12 protein-coding genes are annotated in these 17,769 nt (G+C 59.7%); 7 read left to right on the top strand and 5 right to left on the bottom strand.

From position 1 onward, the window contains the following. Window positions 1–65: 65 nt before the first annotated feature. From recB to B3729_RS02960, 4 genes are all read right to left on the bottom strand, one after another. Complete coding sequence (recB, locus tag B3729_RS02975) at window positions 66–3,767, bottom strand: exodeoxyribonuclease V subunit beta (protein ID WP_286787012.1); 3,702 nt, start codon at window positions 3,765–3,767, stop codon at window positions 66–68. Continuing rightward, the gene (recC, locus tag B3729_RS02970; protein WP_286787011.1) at window positions 3,764–7,255 is read right to left on the bottom strand and encodes an exodeoxyribonuclease V subunit gamma; all 3,492 of its coding nucleotides are present in this window, start codon (window positions 7,253–7,255) and stop codon (window positions 3,764–3,766) included. The genes recB and recC overlap by 4 nt, the downstream gene beginning before the upstream one ends. A gap of 205 nt (window positions 7,256–7,460) precedes the next feature. Beyond that, window positions 7,461–9,605, bottom strand: a complete 2,145-nt coding sequence (locus B3729_RS02965; protein ID WP_286787010.1) for an amylo-alpha-1,6-glucosidase — start codon at window positions 9,603–9,605, stop codon at window positions 7,461–7,463. Between the two features lie 20 nt (window positions 9,606–9,625). Further along, window positions 9,626–10,690: a glycosyltransferase family 4 protein gene (locus B3729_RS02960; protein WP_286787009.1), complete on the bottom strand. Its 1,065-nt coding sequence runs from the start codon at window positions 10,688–10,690 to the stop codon at window positions 9,626–9,628. Between the two features lie 200 nt (window positions 10,691–10,890). Between B3729_RS02960 and B3729_RS02955 the strand changes: the two genes are divergently transcribed. Beyond that, window positions 10,891–11,628 (top strand): SDR family oxidoreductase, encoded by a 738-nt coding sequence (locus tag B3729_RS02955; RefSeq protein ID WP_286787008.1) that lies wholly within the window; start codon window positions 10,891–10,893, stop codon window positions 11,626–11,628. A 6-nt stretch (window positions 11,629–11,634) separates the two neighbouring features. Here B3729_RS02955 and B3729_RS02950 read toward each other — a convergent pair whose 3' ends face one another. Then, complete coding sequence (locus tag B3729_RS02950) at window positions 11,635–12,402, bottom strand: FadR/GntR family transcriptional regulator (protein ID WP_286787007.1); 768 nt, start codon at window positions 12,400–12,402, stop codon at window positions 11,635–11,637. A 180-nt stretch (window positions 12,403–12,582) separates the two neighbouring features. On the opposite strand from B3729_RS02950, the gene B3729_RS02945 reads away from it, so the two are divergent. The 6 genes from B3729_RS02945 (at window position 12,583) to B3729_RS02920 (ending at window position 17,747) form a co-directional block, all read left to right on the top strand. Beyond that, window positions 12,583–13,323 (top strand): SDR family oxidoreductase, encoded by a 741-nt coding sequence (locus tag B3729_RS02945; protein ID WP_286787006.1) that lies wholly within the window; start codon window positions 12,583–12,585, stop codon window positions 13,321–13,323. A gap of 39 nt (window positions 13,324–13,362) precedes the next feature. Further along, on the top strand, window positions 13,363–14,211 hold the full coding sequence (locus B3729_RS02940) for an ureidoglycolate lyase (RefSeq protein ID WP_125888767.1): 849 nt from the start codon (window positions 13,363–13,365) through the stop codon (window positions 14,209–14,211). A 150-nt stretch (window positions 14,212–14,361) separates the two neighbouring features. Beyond that, window positions 14,362–15,648 carry an L-fuconate dehydratase gene (locus tag B3729_RS02935; protein ID WP_286787005.1) on the top strand — a complete coding sequence of 429 codons (1,287 nt, stop codon included), beginning with the start codon at window positions 14,362–14,364 and terminating at the stop codon, window positions 15,646–15,648. 100 nt (window positions 15,649–15,748) lie between these two features. Further along, window positions 15,749–16,624: an amidohydrolase family protein gene (locus B3729_RS02930; protein ID WP_286787004.1), complete on the top strand. Its 876-nt coding sequence runs from the start codon at window positions 15,749–15,751 to the stop codon at window positions 16,622–16,624. Continuing rightward, window positions 16,621–17,397, top strand: coding sequence for an SDR family oxidoreductase (locus B3729_RS02925; protein WP_286787003.1), 777 nt, complete (start codon window positions 16,621–16,623; stop codon window positions 17,395–17,397). The genes B3729_RS02930 and B3729_RS02925 overlap by 4 nt, the downstream gene beginning before the upstream one ends. Next, complete coding sequence (locus B3729_RS02920) at window positions 17,394–17,747, top strand: L-rhamnose mutarotase (RefSeq protein ID WP_286787002.1); 354 nt, start codon at window positions 17,394–17,396, stop codon at window positions 17,745–17,747. The genes B3729_RS02925 and B3729_RS02920 overlap by 4 nt, the downstream gene beginning before the upstream one ends. Window positions 17,748–17,769: the final 22 nt, after the last annotated feature.

Here is a 17,769-nt window from a genome sequence, read left to right as displayed (position 1 = left end):
GGCTGCACTGTCGGGTGCAGGCTCGTCGGCAAAAGCCATATCGAATAAGGAGAGCTGTTCTTGAGTCATGCGTGTTCCCCGGTCAGTTGAGGACTTCCCTGAAAGCACAGGTCGAGCTCTTCGATCAGCTCACGCGGTGGCCGAGTAAAGAACACGCCCTTGCTGGCAGCACGACTGCCCCGCAGGAAAAGATAAAGAGCGCCGCCCATGTGACGGTCGTAATCGTAATCTGGAAGACGCGCCTTAAGCTGGCGATGCAGCGCCAGCATATAAATGACGTACTGAAGGTCATAGCGATGCTCTAGCACAGCGCCCGCCATGGCCTCCTGGGTATAAGCGGTATCATCGGCGCCCAACCAGTTGGACTTATAGTCCGCTACGTAATAGCGACCCTCATGCTCGAACGTCAGGTCAACGAATCCTTTAAACATGCCGTTAAGCAGGCTTCGCTCAACCGAGGGCCGTGGCTTGCCTGGCATGACATAGCGACGAACCCGCTGATCGAGGGCCTCCGCCTCCAGCCGATGGGTGGAGAACCAGAACTCCATTTCGATCTGGTAGTGCGTGAGCTGGGCCAGCGCGACGGACGAGTTTGTGGAGCCGAGTGGCAGACGCCTCGTCAGTAGCTCTTTTAACCAATCACTCAAAGTAGCGATCCACCCCTCCCACCCACGCCGGTTACAACGGCGGGCTACAGTGTCTTCAATCAGCGCGGGCTGCTCAGCAATACTCGCAAAGCCTTCGTTACCTGCCCACTCCAACAGGCCGTGCAAAAACGTACCCGGCCCCGGACCGCGGGGAAAGCGGTGCAAGTCGACTCCGCTGCTAGCTGTGGCGGGCTGGGCGTCATCGTCCAGGCGGTCATCGTCGAACAGTTTTTGTGCTTCCGGGCTTTCCGGTGACAGGTCGGTATGCAGAACGGCGGTCTCTGCCTCGTCAGTCAGCTCGCCGATGCGCAACGCACTATAAGAGGCAATCCACCAATGCTCCGCGACTACGCGCCGTGGCTGGCAGGCCTTGAGTTCAGGCCGCACCTCTTCGCGAGGCGCGAAGCGTGCAGTGGTGATTTCCGGCAGCGGCCCCACCGAGATGGCCGGCAGTTTACCTGTCATCTCTTCCAACATGCCCGCCAACACACCCGAGGACGACAGCACCTCTCCTCCGGTCGTGAGATATCCCAAGGCGCAGCGGTGGAAAGCCGACTCCTTGCTCTGCCCGCGCTTAAGGTCAGCCACGCCCATCCAGCAGGCGTGTTGTGCACGTGTCAGGGCAACGTACAGCAGGCGCAGATCCTCGGCCAGACGCTCTTCATCTGCGGCTATGATCACCTCGGCATCCGGCGTCAGGGTCATCTTGGGTGTGCCGTCGAGGTCGTGATAACGCACCGGAATACGGCTGCCGTCCACTGGACGGAACGAGCAGATAAAGGGCAGGAAGACCAGTGGATACTCCAAGCCTTTGGACTTGTGAATGGTAACAACCTTGACCAGTGCCTCATCACTTTCAAGGCGCAGGATCTGCTCCTCGGCAGTATGGCCTTCGGTAAGGTGCTCCGCCAGATAGCGAATCAGGGCCTGCTCACCATCCAGCTCGGTCGCCACTTGTTGCAGAAGCTCCGCCAGATGCAGGAGGTTGGTCAGTACACGCTCACCGTCAACCCGTGCCATTAGTGTTTGCGGCAACTGAAAGTCATGCAGAAAACGGCGCAACATGGGTAGCACGCCCTGGGTACGCCAGAGGGTCCGGTAGTGGCGGAACTGCATGACCCGTGACTCCCAGGCGCGCTCGTCGTGGTTAAGCCTGTCCAGCTCGGCCAGCGGCAGGTCCAGCGTGATACTGGCCAGCCCGGCACGGAGCACACGATCGACATCCGGCTCGGCGCACGCACGCAGCCAGGAGAGTAGGCAGTGTGCTTCCTGAGAGTTGAAGACCGAGTCTTTGTCCGACAAATAAACGCTACGTACCCCACGGGCCGCTAGCTGACTGCGAATAGCCTGGGCCTCGATGCCGTCCCGCACCAGCACGGCGATATCCGCCGGGCGTAATCCACGTAGGCCTTTTTCCGGGTGCTCGAAACCGGCCTTGTCCTGCTGCCCCAGATTGAGCAGGCGCACGATCTCGCTGGCCGCCACCTGCGCCAGTTGTGCAAGGTAAGCGGTTTTGGAAATCGGCTCGGTCTCGCTGGGGTGCCAGAGGGTGAGCGCCGGGATGCCCTGCCCCTCGGCCACCAAGCGCTCCTTGCGACCTTGCGCCCTGACGGGATGGAACGGCAATGGATTTTCATCGTCCTTGCGGAACAGGAAGGCACCGCGCCCTTCCTCATGCTGCTCGGCCTGCTCGAATACTTGGTTGACGGCAGCCACCATGGCCTCGCTGGAGCGATAGTTGGTATCCAACGTATGCAGGCGTCCTTCGGTGGAATAGCGTGCCTTCAGGTAGGTATAGATGTCCGCGCCGCGAAAGGCATAAATGGCCTGTTTCGGGTCTCCAATCAGGAACAGCCCGATATCCTGCCGGTTATCCTGTATCCGGTAGATCGTCTCGAAGATGCGGTACTGCACCGGATCGGTGTCCTGGAATTCGTCGATCAGGGCCACCGGAAACTGTTCGCGGATCAGTTCAGCCAGACGCTCTCCTGCCCCGTCACTTTGCAGGGCAACGTCCAGACGGGCCAGGAGGTCATCGAAGCCCATTTCCGCACGGCGGCGCTTTTCCAGAATGAAGCGCTGCTTGATCCAGTGCGCGGCGTGTTGCAGGAGTTCAACGTCCGGTTTGGGCAGGCTGTCCAATGCGGCCTTAAGCCTGTTCATTTCTGCCAGCGCGGGATGGTCCGGGGCAGTCGCCTTGGTCCAGACCTCGGCAAAGCCCTCGGGTGTGAAACGCTCGAAGCCTTTGCCGATATCAAGCAGCTCAGCGGATTCATCCTGCGCCCAGGCGGTGATCTTTTCGCACCAGGGGACATACCACTGCGCCTTGAGCTTGCGCCCATCCACCACTTTGCGGGCACAGGCGTCGTCACACAACAGGCGCAGCTCTTCAGCCCAGGCCGCCCAGGGTGCCTTTAGCGCCTTGAGCAGTCCTCGCTTGCGCCTCAGGCACTCATCGATCAGCGTGCCCGGCTCCTGGTCGGCAATACCTTGCGTCTCGCCCACGATCAGCTCGCGTACGGATTCTGCCAACTGGTCAGGGCTGACCCAATGCTCGCGCACCCAGGCCAGTGATTCACCGTCCAGGGTGTAGCAGAACCGCCGCCAGTAATCCCGAACGACCTCAGCCAATAGCTCGCTGTGGTCTGTCTCCAGGGTCTGATTGAACAGGCTGCCGCTGTCGAACGCATGCTCGCGCAGCATGCGCTGACACCAACTGTGAATGGTGGAAACGGCAGATTCGTCCATCCATTGTGCGGCCATTTCCAGCTTGCGTGCGCAGCCAGGCCACTGCTCTTCAGAAAAATCAGCCCGTAGCGCTTCGATCAACGCGTCGGGCGCATTAATCTCGCCACGAAAATAGCGGGCGGCCTCGAACAGGCGCGCACGGATTCGATCGCGCAGTTCACGAGTGGCTGCGTCGGTAAAGGTCACGACCAGAATTTGCGGTGGCAGCAGCTCGCGGCTAAAGCGGGTGTCTTCGTCGCCGTGCCCGAGAACCAGGCGCACATACAGCGCGGAGATGGTGAACGTCTTGCCGGTGCCTGCGCTCGCCTCGATCAGTTGGCTACCGCGCAAGGGGAAGCGCAACGCAAGCGGCCGGTCCTGTTGTGCAGTCATGCGGCGGCTCCTTGTGCTGGCTGCTCATACCAACCTGCCTCGAACATTGGACGATACAAGGCATTACACCAACCCTCGAACTCCTCGCTGGCGGTCAGCCTAGCGAAGTCCGGGTATTGACGCATCAAGGCTGGGCTTTCAGCTCGCTCGCCCAGGCTGTTTACACCATCACCTTCATAGGCTTTACGAGCCGCCATTTGCGCCTTGACGGGGTCCTGCTCGGCATTGAGCCAGGCAAACGCCGTTTTTACCGCGACCGGCAGTGGACAATACATGCCACGCTGCCAAGCGAGCAAAAGATCACGTAGCGCAGCGGCGGCCTGAGCGGTTTCCAGCGGAGCGAGCATCAGGGTCTCATCGGTAGCCACCAAGGCTGTCGTAAGCGGCACACCACAGGCGGAGGCCGTCAGGTGCACGATCCACGGTCGGATCAGGCGATACCACTTACGTGTTTTGGCCGAACCGATTTCATTCGGAACAGGTGTAATTGCAATCAGGCTGCCATCCGAGCGGCGACGTAACCGCTCAAGCCAACCCTCCAGGCGTAGACCCTTGTGTTCGAAGCTGAGCGGCTGTGCACCTGCCACCTCTTCCGGCCACGCCACCAGCAGGCCGGTATGGCGTTCAAGCAAGTCAGGCAGTGGCTGGATCAGCTCCTGCTGCATCAGCTCACCAAAGCCTGCCAGTGGCAAGAGACCGCTGCGCTGCAACCGCTGCCCTTGGGCACGCAGCGCCTCTTCGGCGCGTTCCGGTGCCTTCAAGGCGGCATCAAGCAGGCTTTCGCTCAAGGCATACCGGGTCAGGCCGTCGAGTACAAAGGGTTCCTTGTCCTGGGTCGGAATGGCAATTTCTTCGAAATGCACCTTGAGCCGCTGGGAGAAGAAATGCCGCACCGGATGGCGCAGAAAATCCTGTAGCTGATTCAGGCTCAGCGGCTCGTCCTGCTCATGGGGCGGAAGTATGGGTTCCTGGCCTCGCGACGGCTGCTTGTCGTGCACGGCAAGCCACTCGCGGGCATAGCTGAAAAAGCCCGGCTCGCCCTGAAAATAGCGGATGCTAAAGGGCTGTAGCGGATGCTCCTGAGTCAACGCCTCAAGCAAGCGCTCGCTCTCCTTACCCTTTTCCTTATCAGGACCCTCATCTATCAACGTCCAACCTGCGGCCAAATGATCACGCAACTGGCCTAGCAGAACGGAGGCCGGTCGCTCACTGTTGTCGCGAATGCTACGGCCAATCCAGCTGATATAGAGCTGATCACGGGCAGACAGCAGTGCTTCCAATAGCAGGTAGCGGTCGTCTTCACGGCGGGAGCGATCGCCGGGGCGATAGTCCTTGCCCATCAGGTCAAAGTCAAACGGCGGCTGGGCGCGTGGATAATCGCCATCGTTCATACCCAGGAGGCACACCACCCGGAATGGAATGGCACGCATGGGCATAAGGGTACAGAAATTCACTGCGCCTGCCAGAAAACGCTGGGACAGCTTGCCCTCATCCAACCCGGCGAGCCATGCCTCACGCACCACCGTAAGCGGCAACGTTTCGTCCAACTGGACCGCCTCGCAGGTGTCCAACCAGTCTTCACGCAGCTGCTCCAGCTGGCCAAGCAAGTACTCGTCACGTTCGCTGGAAGACACGAAGAACGTGCGCAGCACCATTTGCAGACGCTCGCCCCATACTGCAGGAGTGGCAGGCTCGGCCAGCTCGTCATGGGCCTTGTCCAGCGCATCCATCAAGGTAACCAGCGGGCCGACCAGGGCAGCATCCAAGCCACCAATCTCGTCGAACGGCTCGATTTCATCCCGTGCCACGCCCTGCCCCACGGCATACCCCAGCAACATGCGCCGCAGACCGAAACGCCATGTGTTTTGGGTGAGATCATCAGGCAGATCCAGCCGTGCCCGCTGCCGGGCATCCAAACCCCAGCGGATACCGGCACCCTCGATCCAGCGATGCAGAGTCGTCAGGTCGGTGTCATTCAAGCCGAAGCGCTTGCGCAGGGCCGGGACGTCCAGCAGGTCAAGAATCTCGCTCACCGAAAAGCGGCTTTCCGGCAAACGCAGGAGATGTTCCAGTGCAATCAGCAGCGGATCACGACCACGCTGCCCCTGATCCGCTAACGTGAACGGAATGAAGCGCGGATCATGGCTGTCCAGCAGCCCGAACACGGCGCGAATGTGGGGCGCATAGCTGTCGATGTCCGGCACCATGACGATGACGTCCCGCGGACGCAACGTAGGGTCTTCCGAGAAGCGCGCCAGAAGCTGATCGTGGAGAATTTCCACCTCGCGCTGCGGGCTGTGAGCTATGTGGAAACGAATGGACTGATCTTTAGTGGGATTGACGGCCGGCCAACGCTCGCGGGTTTCACTCAAGGGGCGCAGATCGAGAATATCGTCCTGTAATTGGGCGAGCATGTGCTGGGGCTCGACCTCTTCAAACAGGTCGATCCGTCCGCCGTTTACATCATGGAACAGGCGACGGTAGCCGTCCGGCTCATCAAAACTATCCAGCAGGTTAATGTAGTCACGCCCCTGCTTGCCCCAGCTGGCCAGTAGTGGGTGGCCATGTTGATGCAGCTCGTCCGGATCAAGCGCAGTGGGCATGCCGGGCTTGCGCAGCTGCCGCTTGTATTCGTGGCGCAGCAAATCTTTGTCCGCCACGATGTCACCCCAGTGGTGGCGGCACGGGTTGTGAACACACAGCAACACCTGACTGAAGCGCGCCAAGGCGGCCAGGGCTTCCAGGAGCTGGGCGGGAACCGATGAGATGCCGAATACAACGACCCGCCGCGGCAGGTGCGAAGGGGCTTGTTCCAGCGCCTTCATGGTGCTGATGAAGCGTTGATGCACCCCCGCCCGGCTTTCCGCCATGCCGTCATCGCCCACATCCGCCAGCAAGGCACGCCACAGCTCTGCCTGCCATTGGCATATCGGCGGCAGCGGTACGGCGCCATCACGTAGCTTGTTCAGTTGATCCTTGCCATTGGCCCAGTCTTCCAGCCAGTCGGCGCGGTACACCTGATACTGATCATAGAGATCGGCTAGACGCTCTGCCAATTGGTAGCGCTTGCGCATGTCGCTGTCTTCATCGAGGAAGCGGCGCAGTGAGGCAAAGCTTGGACGTTCAAGCAAGCTGGGCAGCAGCCGCACCAGACGCCAGGTCAGCGGCGTACGATCCAGCGGGGAAGATGCTGGAACGGTATCGCGACCCAAGACCTGTCGGTACACCCGCCATAAGAAAGCCGACGGCAGCTGTACATCAATAGCCGCCGCAATGCCGCAGCCGCCTTCGCCATCCTCCGTCGGGTCTTCGGCCAGGGCCAGCTTGAGCCATTGGGCGATGCCGTTACTCTGCACGAGCACCTGCTCGTTTTCCAAAGGCGCGAGGGGATGATGGCGCATCCAGGCAACAGTCAGATTGCGCAGGTCCTCCAGACGATTGCCGTGAACGACCATAAAACCGGGCGTCAGATGAGCCGCGTCCTGCATGAATAAGCCTCTGGGTAGATCTGGAACTGCAAAAAAGGCGAAGCGTACGGAGATCACGGCTCAAGAGCCAGACCTGTTCAAAGCCACCGGTAAGGTTTTCGTGCTGAATAGCGCTTTCTTGACCTCAGCAATACCACGGCAGACGGGCATCTTACCGCTCGTCTGTTGAGCAGGCAGGGCCAGCCGGGCCAGCCCTGCCATCGACTCAAAGACGTATATCAACCCGGACCGGCTGAGGCCCGTACTGAGCGTCTACAAACGCGACCACACGCTCGCCGAGCCGCTGGAAGGTCAGGTCTATTTCCTGCTCGCCCAGGCGTAGCCGTTTCAGCTGAATACGGTCGATGCCAAACGGCAAGCGGGGTTGAGTGATCGTGACGCTTGCGGTGTGCCCATCGATCTCCACGCCCAGGCAAGCCTGTAGCAGCATAAATACCGAGCCGGCGGCCCACGCCTGGGGTAGACAGGCCACCGGATAGGCAATCGGCGCTTCGCCCGGCGCACGTTCGAAACCGCAGAAGAGCTCTGGCAAACGCATACCGAAATGGGCCGCGGCTTCAAACATGTTTCCGAGCAGACGTACCACCCCTTCCCGCTCACCGTAGCGCGCCATACCGGCGGCGCACAGGGCCACATCATGTGGCCAGACCGAGCCATTGTGATAGGACATGGGGTTGAACCGTACAGCGTCTGGCACCAGGGTCCGTACGCCCCATCCGGAATTGAAAGCGCGGGACAAAAGCTGTTGCGACACGGCCTGACCACGCGCCAGTTGAGGCAGCCCCGTAAACAAGAGGTGGCCTGCATTGGAGGCTCGAACCGCACATGCCTCGCCATGGCCATCCAGGGCCAGAGCATAGAACTGCCGACCCTCCAGCCAAAAATGCTTTTCCACCGCTGCCCGCAGATGCTCGGCCCGTGTGCGCCAGTGCGCGGCCTTGTCCTGCTCACCGAGCCATTCCGACAGTTCAGCCATGCTCAGATACGCCTTATAAGCATACCCTTGCACTTCAATCAGTGAGATCGGACCATCCGGTGTACGGCCATCGGCATGGAAAATCGAGTCATGGCTGTCCTTCCATCCCTGGTTGGCCAGACCACTCTCTTCTGCACGGGCATAACTGATGAACCCCTGTGCGTTACGCTCGGCATTACCCTCAACCCAGCGAATAGCCTCTTGCAGTGCGGGCCAGATTTCCTGGATGAATGCCCGGTCGCCCGTACGCCGAGCATAGGCTCCAGCCAGCATGACGAACAGCGGTGTGGTATCCACCCCGCCGTAATAGCGACCGAACGGCAGCTCGTTTAGCGCCGACATTTCGCCCTTGCGCGTCTCATGCATGATCTTGCCAGGCTCGGCATCCCGGAAGCTCGACGTTTCATGAGCCTGATGTTGCGCAAGATAAGACAGCACCCCGCGGGCCAGCTCAGGATTCAACCAGAGCACCTGATGCGCCGTGATGATCGCATCACGGCCGAACGGTGTTGAGTACCAGGGTACACCGGCGTAGGGATATGGCCCGCTAGGCAGCTCCGCTGTGAGCAGCGCCAGATCCGCACGGGACTTCTCCAGCCACGCCTGGAACAGACGGCCAGATGCCTTGACCTGAGCACCCCGCCGCTGTCGCCTGCGCATACTGCGCCGCGCTTGTGCAGCGGCCTGCCGATAACGTGCCCGCGAAGGCTGAGCCGGTTCTGGTCCAATGTCGATATACAGCTCCCAGCTTCCACGTCCTTCCAGAGCCACCCTGAACTGCGCGCCCTGCTCGCTTAACTCAACAGGCTGTTCGGAAAAACTGATGGCAGCACGGCGCGGCTGCTCATCGAGCCCAAGATACCGTAGCGTGACACTGCGCTCGGCCATCTGGGTATGCTCCTGCTCGCCCCGATGGCTACGCTGTTGTCCACGCACTTCAAACATGTCTCGGAAGTCCGCGCCAAACTCAAGCTCCAGCGGCACCTCAGTAGACAAGTCACTGTAGTTGGCCAGCAGGATGCGCTCATGCACATACCCCTTCCAGACAAAGCGCTTGCGTTCGATGTGAATCACGCCTTCGGGCGTCGTGCTTTCACCCAGCCGCGGCAACGGCTGGTTGGTCTGATGGGAGGTAAAGTAGACATTATCCTGACTGACCGACGCTGACAGCAGCGAGGGTCGCCTCCCCGCCACGGTCAATCGGTAACAGGACACGATGCGGGTATCGTTATGGAACAAGCCATCGTCCCGCCCACCCATGTCACCATAGGCATCTGCCACGACAAAAGTATCACCCTCCATGAGCACGAACAGGCGTTCGGGATGACGCGCCTGTTCGACCTCGCTTCCTTGCTGTGCTGACTGATCAGACATAAGGATTTCACCCATGGTCGTTACGCCGTTTGCTTGAAGTTGACTTCAGTGTTCCGATTGCCCGGCAGCTGCCGGTACAGTTCCAGATAGTGTCTGGCCATGGCCGTGGCGGAGAAGCGCTGCTCGAACACCTCGCGAACCCGACGTCGATCCAAGGTCAGGACCTGCCGCGCCGCCTCCACGGCCTGCTCTTCACTCGTTACGATATACCCGGTCACGCCCGGTTCCACGACTTCCGGCACCGAGCCACAGTGCCAGGCAATCACCGGCGTCCCGCAGGCCATGGCCTCGATCATCACCAGCCCGAACGGCTCAGGCCAGTCGATGAGAAAGAGCAGCGCCCGCGCGTTACCCAGAAATTCGGATTTTTCACTGTCACCAATTTCGCCAATGAACTCCACCAGCGGATCATCCAGAAGCGGCTTGATCTCCTGTTCGAAGTACTTGCGATCGGCGTTGTCCACCTTGGCCGCCAACTTGATGGGAACACCTGCCTGCCGTGCAATGGCAATCGCCCGATCAGGCCGTTTCTCTGGAGAAATGCGGCCCAGAAATGCCAAGTACCCTTCACCCATCTGCTCATGGAACCGGTACGTGGACGCATTCAGACCGTGGTGCACCGTGCCGTGCCAGTTGGCAAAAGCCAGTGGCGTGCGTTGATGGTGAGAAATGGACACCAGCGGAAACCGGTGCCAACGCCGGTAGGCTTCCGGCAATCCCTTGAGGTCGAGCCGCCCGTGGAGAGTAGTCAGAGTCCGCTCGGCCAAGGGCTCGAACAAGGGGAAATGCAGTAGATCCACATGAAAATGCAGGACATCAAACTCATCGGCCCGCTCCTGCAACGTGTGCAGCATACTCAAGTGACTGGCAATATCAGACTTGAGCGGTGCAGGGTCCAGTCGTAGCGCCCGCTCGCAACCGGGCACAAGTTGGGCTGATGTGCGGGAGTCAGCGGATGCAAACAGAGTGACTTCATGACCCAACTCGACCAGCGCATCGGTCAGGTGAGCCACCACTCTTTCCGTTCCGCCGTAGAGACTTGGCGGAACGGCCTCGTACAAGGGGGCAATCTGCGCGATCTTCATCAATTAATCTCCTTGAAAAAAGGATGAACAAGGCCAGAAAGGTGCGAATGTTCGCTGGCAAAAATGCCGCGGAAAAATGTAAGGATCAGCCGATAAATTTCAAGCGCTGCCGAGTGGCAAAAGCCGCTCTGCTGACCAATGCCTGGAACCTCCCTGCGTTCAGGCACTCCCTCGTAAACCAGTCGATTCAGGTAACAGCCATGAGCAACATAAAAGGCAAGGTCATTGTCATTACCGGTGCCAGCAGTGGCATTGGCGAAGCCACCGCACGGCTATTGAGTTCAGAGGGCGCGACGGTCGTCCTGGGTGCCCGTCGGCTGGATAAACTGAACGCCATTGCCGAGAGGCTGCGAACCGTTGGCGGTCGCGTTGAGGTGGTGCAGATGGATGTGGCCAAGCGGGATGACGTCGAGGCGCTTATCCAGGCAGCCATTACGGCCTTTGGGCGGGTCGATGTGATGATCAATAATGCGGGCATCATGCCCAACTCGCGACTCGATCAGCGTAAGGTCGAAGATTGGGAGCGCATGATCGATATCAACCTCAAGGGCACGCTTTACGGGATTGCGGCGGTCCTGCCGATCATGCAGCAGCAGAAGAGCGGACACATCATCAATGTCTCGTCCCTGTCCGGCCATCGGGTGCGCCCGACCAGTGCCGTGTATTCGGCAACCAAATTCGGCGTACGCGCGATTGCCGAAGGGCTGCGCATGGAGATGACGCCCTACAACATCCGCAGCACGATTATTTCACCCGGCCCGGTCGATACGGAGCTGCCCAATAGCGTGACGGACGAAGACGTTGCCAAAAGCGTGCGGCACATTCATGAGATGGCTATCCCTGCCCTGTCGGTCGCCCAGTCCATTGCCTTTGCCATCGGTCAACCGGCAGCAGTCGATATCAATGAAATCCTGCTCAGGCCGACAGCCATGGAATAAAGGCGATTACTCCGCCTCCTGTCCGCGGGAAAAGATCCGAATCACCTCATCCAGGTGCGCCCGCATGGCGGAGCGTGCCTCTTGCGCATTGCGGGCCTGCAATGCCTTCAGTACACGCAGATGCTCGTCCTCAGAGCGATGGGGCATGTCCTCAGGGGTATAGTGTGCCTGCAAGCGCTGAAACATCGAGCCATAGCGATGTCCCAGCAGGTGCTGGATCATCAGGGCATAGGCCGGATTACCGCTGGCCTGGGCGATGCGGATATGAAACAGGCGATCGCCGGGATGGGTCGTCGAGCCCTCGCGGTTGTCCTGCACATTGCGCTCATAGGCCGCCTGAATACCGGCCAACTCTTCCTCGCTGGCATTGATTGCAGCCAGGGCCGCCGCTTCCGGCTCGATCAGCTGCCGCGCCTGAAGCAGCGAGAACGGCGGGATTTCGGCATTGAAATCCACCTGCACATCCAGCTCAGGATCAGGCCCTACCCATTGGCCGCGCGCCGCCAGCTCCATCACCGGCGCATCGTCCGCCGGGCGCTGGGCGCCAGCACAAACCAGTACGCCGTTACCAACCCGCACATCTACAAGGCCAATGACTTCGAGTGCAATGAGCGCTTCACGTACCGAGGCCCGGCTTACACCCATTTGCTTAGCCAGCTCCCGCTCGGCCGGCAGGCGACTCCCAGGAGGAAATTCGCCACTGTCGATCAGGCTGCGCAGCTGATCGGCGATCTGACGATAAAGCCTTGGATTTTCAATTGTTTGTATTGGCATCACGTATCCCGCTGGCATACATCGCGTCGCTTGCGCTACAGAAAAAACTTGCGCAGCCGCTGACTCACTGCTAAACCAGAGGACCAATGGCCTGACCATTAGCCGCTCGATATGCCCCCAGCATAGCAGCGGTTAACGCAAGCGGGTCATGCATACGAATAATAAAAACAGGAGGCTCTCATGTCCGTTGCTGGAAAACGTGTCCTCGTCACCGCCGCTGCTCAAGGAATTGGCCGGGCCAGCGTTCTGGCCTTTGCCGAAGCGGGCGCTGACGTCATTGCGGTCGATATCAACGCTACCGCCCTCGCCGAGCTTCCCAATGTTCGTACCCATGTTCTTGATGTCACTCAGCCCGATGCTATCCAGACACTTGCCAGTGAGTTAGGCGCTGTTGATGTGCTCTTCAACTGCGCCGGTTACGTGCACAGCGGCACCATTCTCGACTGTGATGAGGATGCCTGGAAGTTCTCCTTCGATCTGAACGTTACCGCCATGTACCGGATGATTCGTGCCTTTCTACCGGCCATGATCGAAAACGGCGGCGGCTCGATCATCAACATGTCCTCGGTGGCGTCCAGCGTAAAAGGCGTCCCGAATCGCTTTGCTTACTGCGCCAGCAAGGCCGCTGTTCTCGGCCTGACTAAATCCGTAGCGGCTGATTTCGTCGCCAAGGGTATTCGCTGCAATGCGATCTGCCCCGGCACGGTCGACTCGCCTTCCCTGCGCCAGCGTATTGCGGCGCAAGCCCAGCAGGAAGGCCGAGCCGAAGATGAGGTCTATGCTGCGTTTGTGTCCCGCCAACCCATGGGCCGAATCGGCAAGCCGGAGGAGATCGCCGCATTGGCGCTCTATCTGGGATCAGAGGCTTCAGGCTTCACAACGGGCACCATCAACGTTATCGATGGCGGCTGGGTCGCTTAAGGCCACCGCACACCCTCTTATTGCACAAGGAAACCGCTCATGAAATTGCTGCGTTACGGAGAAAAAGGTCAGGAGAAGCCGGGCCTGCTGGATGCTCAGGGTCAGCTTCGTGACCTCTCTGGCCATATTGATGACATCGCCGGTCAGGCCATCACTGCTGAAGGACTCGCCACGCTCAGGAACATTGATCCGAGCAGCCTGCCCGTTGTGAACGGTTCCCCTCGCCTCGGCCCCTGCGTCGGCCGTGTCGGCAAGTTTATCTGTATCGGTCTTAACTACGCCGACCATGCGGCCGAGTCCGGTCTTGACGTCCCCAAGGAGCCGGTGGTCTTCAACAAGTGGACCAGCGCCATCTGTGGCCCGAACGACGACGTAGAGATCCCGCGTGGCTCCACCAAGACCGATTGGGAAGTTGAGCTGGGCGTGGTGATTGGCAAGGCCGGGCGCTACATCGACGAAGCCAACGCCATGGATTATGTAGCGGGCTATTGCGTAATCAATGATGTATCCGAGCGTGAGTGGCAGATCGAGCGTGGCGGCACCTGGGATAAGGGCAAGGGATTCGACACCTTCGGCCCGCTCGGCCCCTGGCTGGTCACCAAAGATGAAATAGCCGATCCGCACGCGCTCGACCTCTGGCTGGAAGTGGATGGCAAGCGTTACCAGAACGGCAATACCCGCACCATGGTGTTCAAGGTGCCAGAGCTGATCGCCTACCTGAGCCGCTGCATGAGCCTGCAACCGGGGGATGTCATTTCCACGGGTACCCCGCCTGGAGTAGGTCTGGGCATCAAGCCCGAACCAGTCTACTTGAAGCCCGGCCAGGAAATGCGCCTGGGCATCGCGGGCCTGGGCGAGCAGAAGCAGCGCACGGTTCAGGCTGACTGAAACCATGCCCTTCGGGTGATTGGGACGTTTAACCGCGTCGCACGCCCGGAGAAGCGCCCGCTCAACATACGCTCGCATATGAAGAGCTTTTGAGCGGGCCTCCAACACAGCGTTGACAAGCCCGGCATCAAGGGCTTCCGGAGAACCGATATGACAATAACAATCACCGGTCTTCGCGTAGAGGACATTCGTTTTCCTACGTCCCAGGCATTGGACGGGTCGGACGCCATGAACCCCGATCCCGATTACTCTGCCGCCTATGTGATTCTTGAAACCGACCAGGCTGGGCTCGAAGGCCACGGCATGACCTTTACCATTGGCCGGGGCAACGAGATCTGCTGTGCGGCCATTCAGGCACTGGAAGGTCAGATCAAAGGGCTTGATCTGGAATGGATCACGGCAGACATGGGCCGCTTCTGGCGCCACATGACCAGCGACAGCCAACTGCGCTGGATCGGACCGGACAAGGGCGCCATCCACTTGGCGACCGGTGCCGTCGTGAATGCGGCCTGGGACCTATGGGCCAAGCAGGTTGGCAAGCCGGTCTGGCAGCTGGTCGCCGACATGTCGCCGGAAGAATTCGTACGGTGCGTCGACTTTCGCTACATCACCGACTGCATCACACCGCAAGAAGCGATACAACTACTCACGGAGCGCGCCAAAGGCAAGGAAGAACGCATCGGCCTGCTCAAGGCCCATGGCTACCCCTGCTACACCACCTCTGCCGGCTGGCTTGGCTATCCGGATGACAAACTCCGCCGCCTCTGTCAGGAGGCCATCGATGCCGGCTTCTCTCATGTAAAGCTCAAGGTCGGCCGTGACCTTGAGGACGATATCCGCCGCGTCACCATTGCCCGTGAAGTGATAGGCCCGAACCGACACTTGATGATCGATGCCAACCAGGTTTGGGAAGTCAACGAGGCCATCGATTGGGTAAACAAGCTGTCGTTTGCCAAGCCCTGGTTCATCGAGGAACCCACCAGCCCGGACGACGTAGAAGGTCATCGCGCGATCAAAGAGGGTATTAACCTGGTCAAGGTGGCTACCGGCGAGATGTGCCAGAACCGTATTCTGTTCAAGCAATTCATCATGCGTGGCGCCATCGACGTGGTACAGCTCGATGCCTGCCGCCTGGGTGGTTTGAACGAAGTGCTTGCTGTGCTGCTCATGGCCGCCAAGTACGAGCTACCTGTCTGCCCCCATGCCGGCGGCGTTGGGCTGTGCGAATACGTGCAACATATCTCGATGATCGATTACCTGTGCGTGGCGGGCACGCATGAAGGTCGCGTTGTGGAGTATGTCGATCATCTTCATGAGCATTTCGAAGACCCCTGCGTCATGAAGGGCCCCGCCTACCTGCCGCCCCAGGCACCAGGATTTTCGATCACCATGAAACCGGCCTCGCGCCAGCATTATCGGTTTCCCCGTAACACTTAGCGGCAGGTTGAGTAGAGGGCCTACCCTTTTACTCAACGAGCATATCGGAGGGACCAGCCTCACCGATCCCGCCGCCCACTGCTTTCAGGAGACAATAACAATGACACGCCCTGAAATACCCAGAATCGACGCACATCAACACTTCTGGCATTACGAGCCGGATCAGTACCGCTGGATCGACAACAGCATGTCGGTGTTAAAGCGCGACTATCTGCCCTCGGATCTCGAGCCGCTTCTTAAAGAACACCAGATGGCGGGATGCATTGCCGTTCAGGCCCGGCAATGCGAGGAGGAGACTGACGCACTGCTGGCGCTGGCTGCGAAACATCCGTGGATTGCCGGCGTTATTGGTTGGGTAGATCTACAAGCGCCCAACCTGCTTGAGTCGCTCGATCGCTGGCAAGGCCAGCCGCGCCTGCGTGGCTTTCGCCACCAGATCCAGGACGAAGCGGACCCGGATGCCTTTCTCGCCGACACCGCATTCAACAAGGGTGTGGCCATTATTCAGGCCCGCGGCTACCTCTATGAAATCCTTATCAAGTCCCCCTCGCTCAAGGCCGCGTACGCCTTTGCCCGAAGGCATGACCGGCAGCCTTTGGTGCTCGATCATCTGGGCAAACCCGATATCGCACACGGCAACCTGCAAACCTGGGCCGAGCAGCTCGCGCCACTGGCCGCCCTGCCCCATGTGTACTGCAAATTGTCCGGCCTGATTACCGAAGCTGGCTGGACAACCTGGCGACCGGACTATCTGGTCGCCTATATGAGCCAGGCGCTGGAGCTGTTCGGCCCGGAGCGCGTGCTGTTCGGATCGGACTGGCCGGTGTGCCGGCTGGCGGGCGAGTACGACCATGTCCATGCCCTGGCTCAGCTGGCCATCGCGCCCCTCTCATCCGCCGAGCAGTCCGCCATCATGGGCGGCAATGCAATTCGCCTGTATGGCCTTACGGTCAATGCACAGGAGCACGCCGCATGAACCTGCATCTGGATGGAAAAGTTTTTATCGTAACCGGCGGCGGCTCAGGGATCGGCGGCGCCATTTCCCTCGGTCTGGCTGACGAAGGCGCTATCCCAGTGATTGTCAGCCGCACACCGTTGGAAGATGACTTCGCAGCCAAGCTGGACGCGCTTCAGCCACAGACACTCTTTATCCAGGCTGAACTGTGCGATGAAATCTCTTGCCGCGCAGCCGTCGAGCAAACCTTGACCCGATTCGGCCGCCTGGACGGACTGGTCAACAACGCCGGGGTCAACGACGGGGTCAGTCTTGAGGCTGGACGCGAGGCGTTTATCCAATCGTTGGAAAAGAACCTCATTCATTATTACGTCATGACCCATCTCTGCCTCGACGCTCTTCGGGATAGCAAGGGCAGCATCGTCAATATCAGCTCCAAGACCGCACTCACCGGCCAGGGCAACACCAGTGGTTACACCGCCGCCAAAGGCGCACAACTGTCCCTTACTCGAGAATGGGCCGCCTCGCTGCTGGCTGATGGCATCCGCGTGAATGCAGTCATCCCGGCCGAAGTCATGACGCCTTTGTACGAGAACTGGCTGAACACCTTTGATGATCCTAAAGACAAACTGGACAAAATCGTCAGCAAGATTCCGCTGGGCAAGCGCATGACCACTCCCGAGGAGATTGCCGACACGGTCGTCTTCCTTCTATCACCTCGCGCTGCCCATACCACCGGGCAATGGCTCACGGTCGATGGCGGCTATATGCATCTGGACAGGGCACTCACATGAGCACTCGCTACTGCATGGCGCTGGACCTCAAGGATGACCCTGCGCTCATTGCCGAATACGAGCAGCTGCACGCGCGTATCTGGCCCGAGATCACCACCCATCTGCGTAACGCCGGTGTGCAGGACATGCAGATCTACCGCCTCGGCACGCGCCTGTTCATGATCATGCATGTCAGTGCTGACTTCAGTGTAAATGCCTTCGAAGCCGCCGCCGCGGCCAATCCCAAGGTGCAGGAATGGGAAGCGCTGATGTGGCGATACCAGACACCGACACCCTGGACGCCGCAGGGCAGCAAATGGATTCCGATGCAAAGAATCTTCGCGCTGGCTGAGCAACCGGCCCCGGATTAGCAACGTCCTGCTTGATGTGTGA

The organism is Pseudomonas sp. UBA3149 (assembly GCF_002364655.1).
Taxonomy (GTDB): Bacteria; Pseudomonadota; Gammaproteobacteria; order Pseudomonadales; family Pseudomonadaceae; genus Chryseomonas; species Chryseomonas luteola.
The sequence above is the reverse complement of the archived record's forward strand: the minus strand, read 5'-3'. Positions and strand labels throughout refer to the sequence as shown.

Excerpts from the sequence above, each read along its gene's own strand:
- recB (WP_286787012.1), bottom strand. The coding sequence starts at position 3,767 with ATGACTGCACAACAGGACCGGCCGCTTGCGTTGCGCTTCCCCTTGCGC.
- recC (WP_286787011.1), bottom strand. The coding sequence starts at position 7,255 with ATGCAGGACGCGGCTCATCTGACGCCCGGTTTTATGGTCGTTCACGGC.
- B3729_RS02965 (WP_286787010.1), bottom strand. The coding sequence starts at position 9,605 with ATGTCTGATCAGTCAGCACAGCAAGGAAGCGAGGTCGAACAGGCGCGT.
- B3729_RS02960 (WP_286787009.1), bottom strand. The coding sequence starts at position 10,690 with ATGAAGATCGCGCAGATTGCCCCCTTGTACGAGGCCGTTCCGCCAAGT.
- B3729_RS02955 (WP_286787008.1), top strand. The coding sequence starts at position 10,891 with ATGAGCAACATAAAAGGCAAGGTCATTGTCATTACCGGTGCCAGCAGT.
- B3729_RS02950 (WP_286787007.1), bottom strand. The coding sequence starts at position 12,402 with ATGCCAATACAAACAATTGAAAATCCAAGGCTTTATCGTCAGATCGCC.
- B3729_RS02945 (WP_286787006.1), top strand. The coding sequence starts at position 12,583 with ATGTCCGTTGCTGGAAAACGTGTCCTCGTCACCGCCGCTGCTCAAGGA.
- B3729_RS02940 (WP_125888767.1), top strand. The coding sequence starts at position 13,363 with ATGAAATTGCTGCGTTACGGAGAAAAAGGTCAGGAGAAGCCGGGCCTG.
- B3729_RS02935 (WP_286787005.1), top strand. The coding sequence starts at position 14,362 with ATGACAATAACAATCACCGGTCTTCGCGTAGAGGACATTCGTTTTCCT.
- B3729_RS02930 (WP_286787004.1), top strand. The coding sequence starts at position 15,749 with ATGACACGCCCTGAAATACCCAGAATCGACGCACATCAACACTTCTGG.
- B3729_RS02925 (WP_286787003.1), top strand. The coding sequence starts at position 16,621 with ATGAACCTGCATCTGGATGGAAAAGTTTTTATCGTAACCGGCGGCGGC.
- B3729_RS02920 (WP_286787002.1), top strand. The coding sequence starts at position 17,394 with ATGAGCACTCGCTACTGCATGGCGCTGGACCTCAAGGATGACCCTGCG.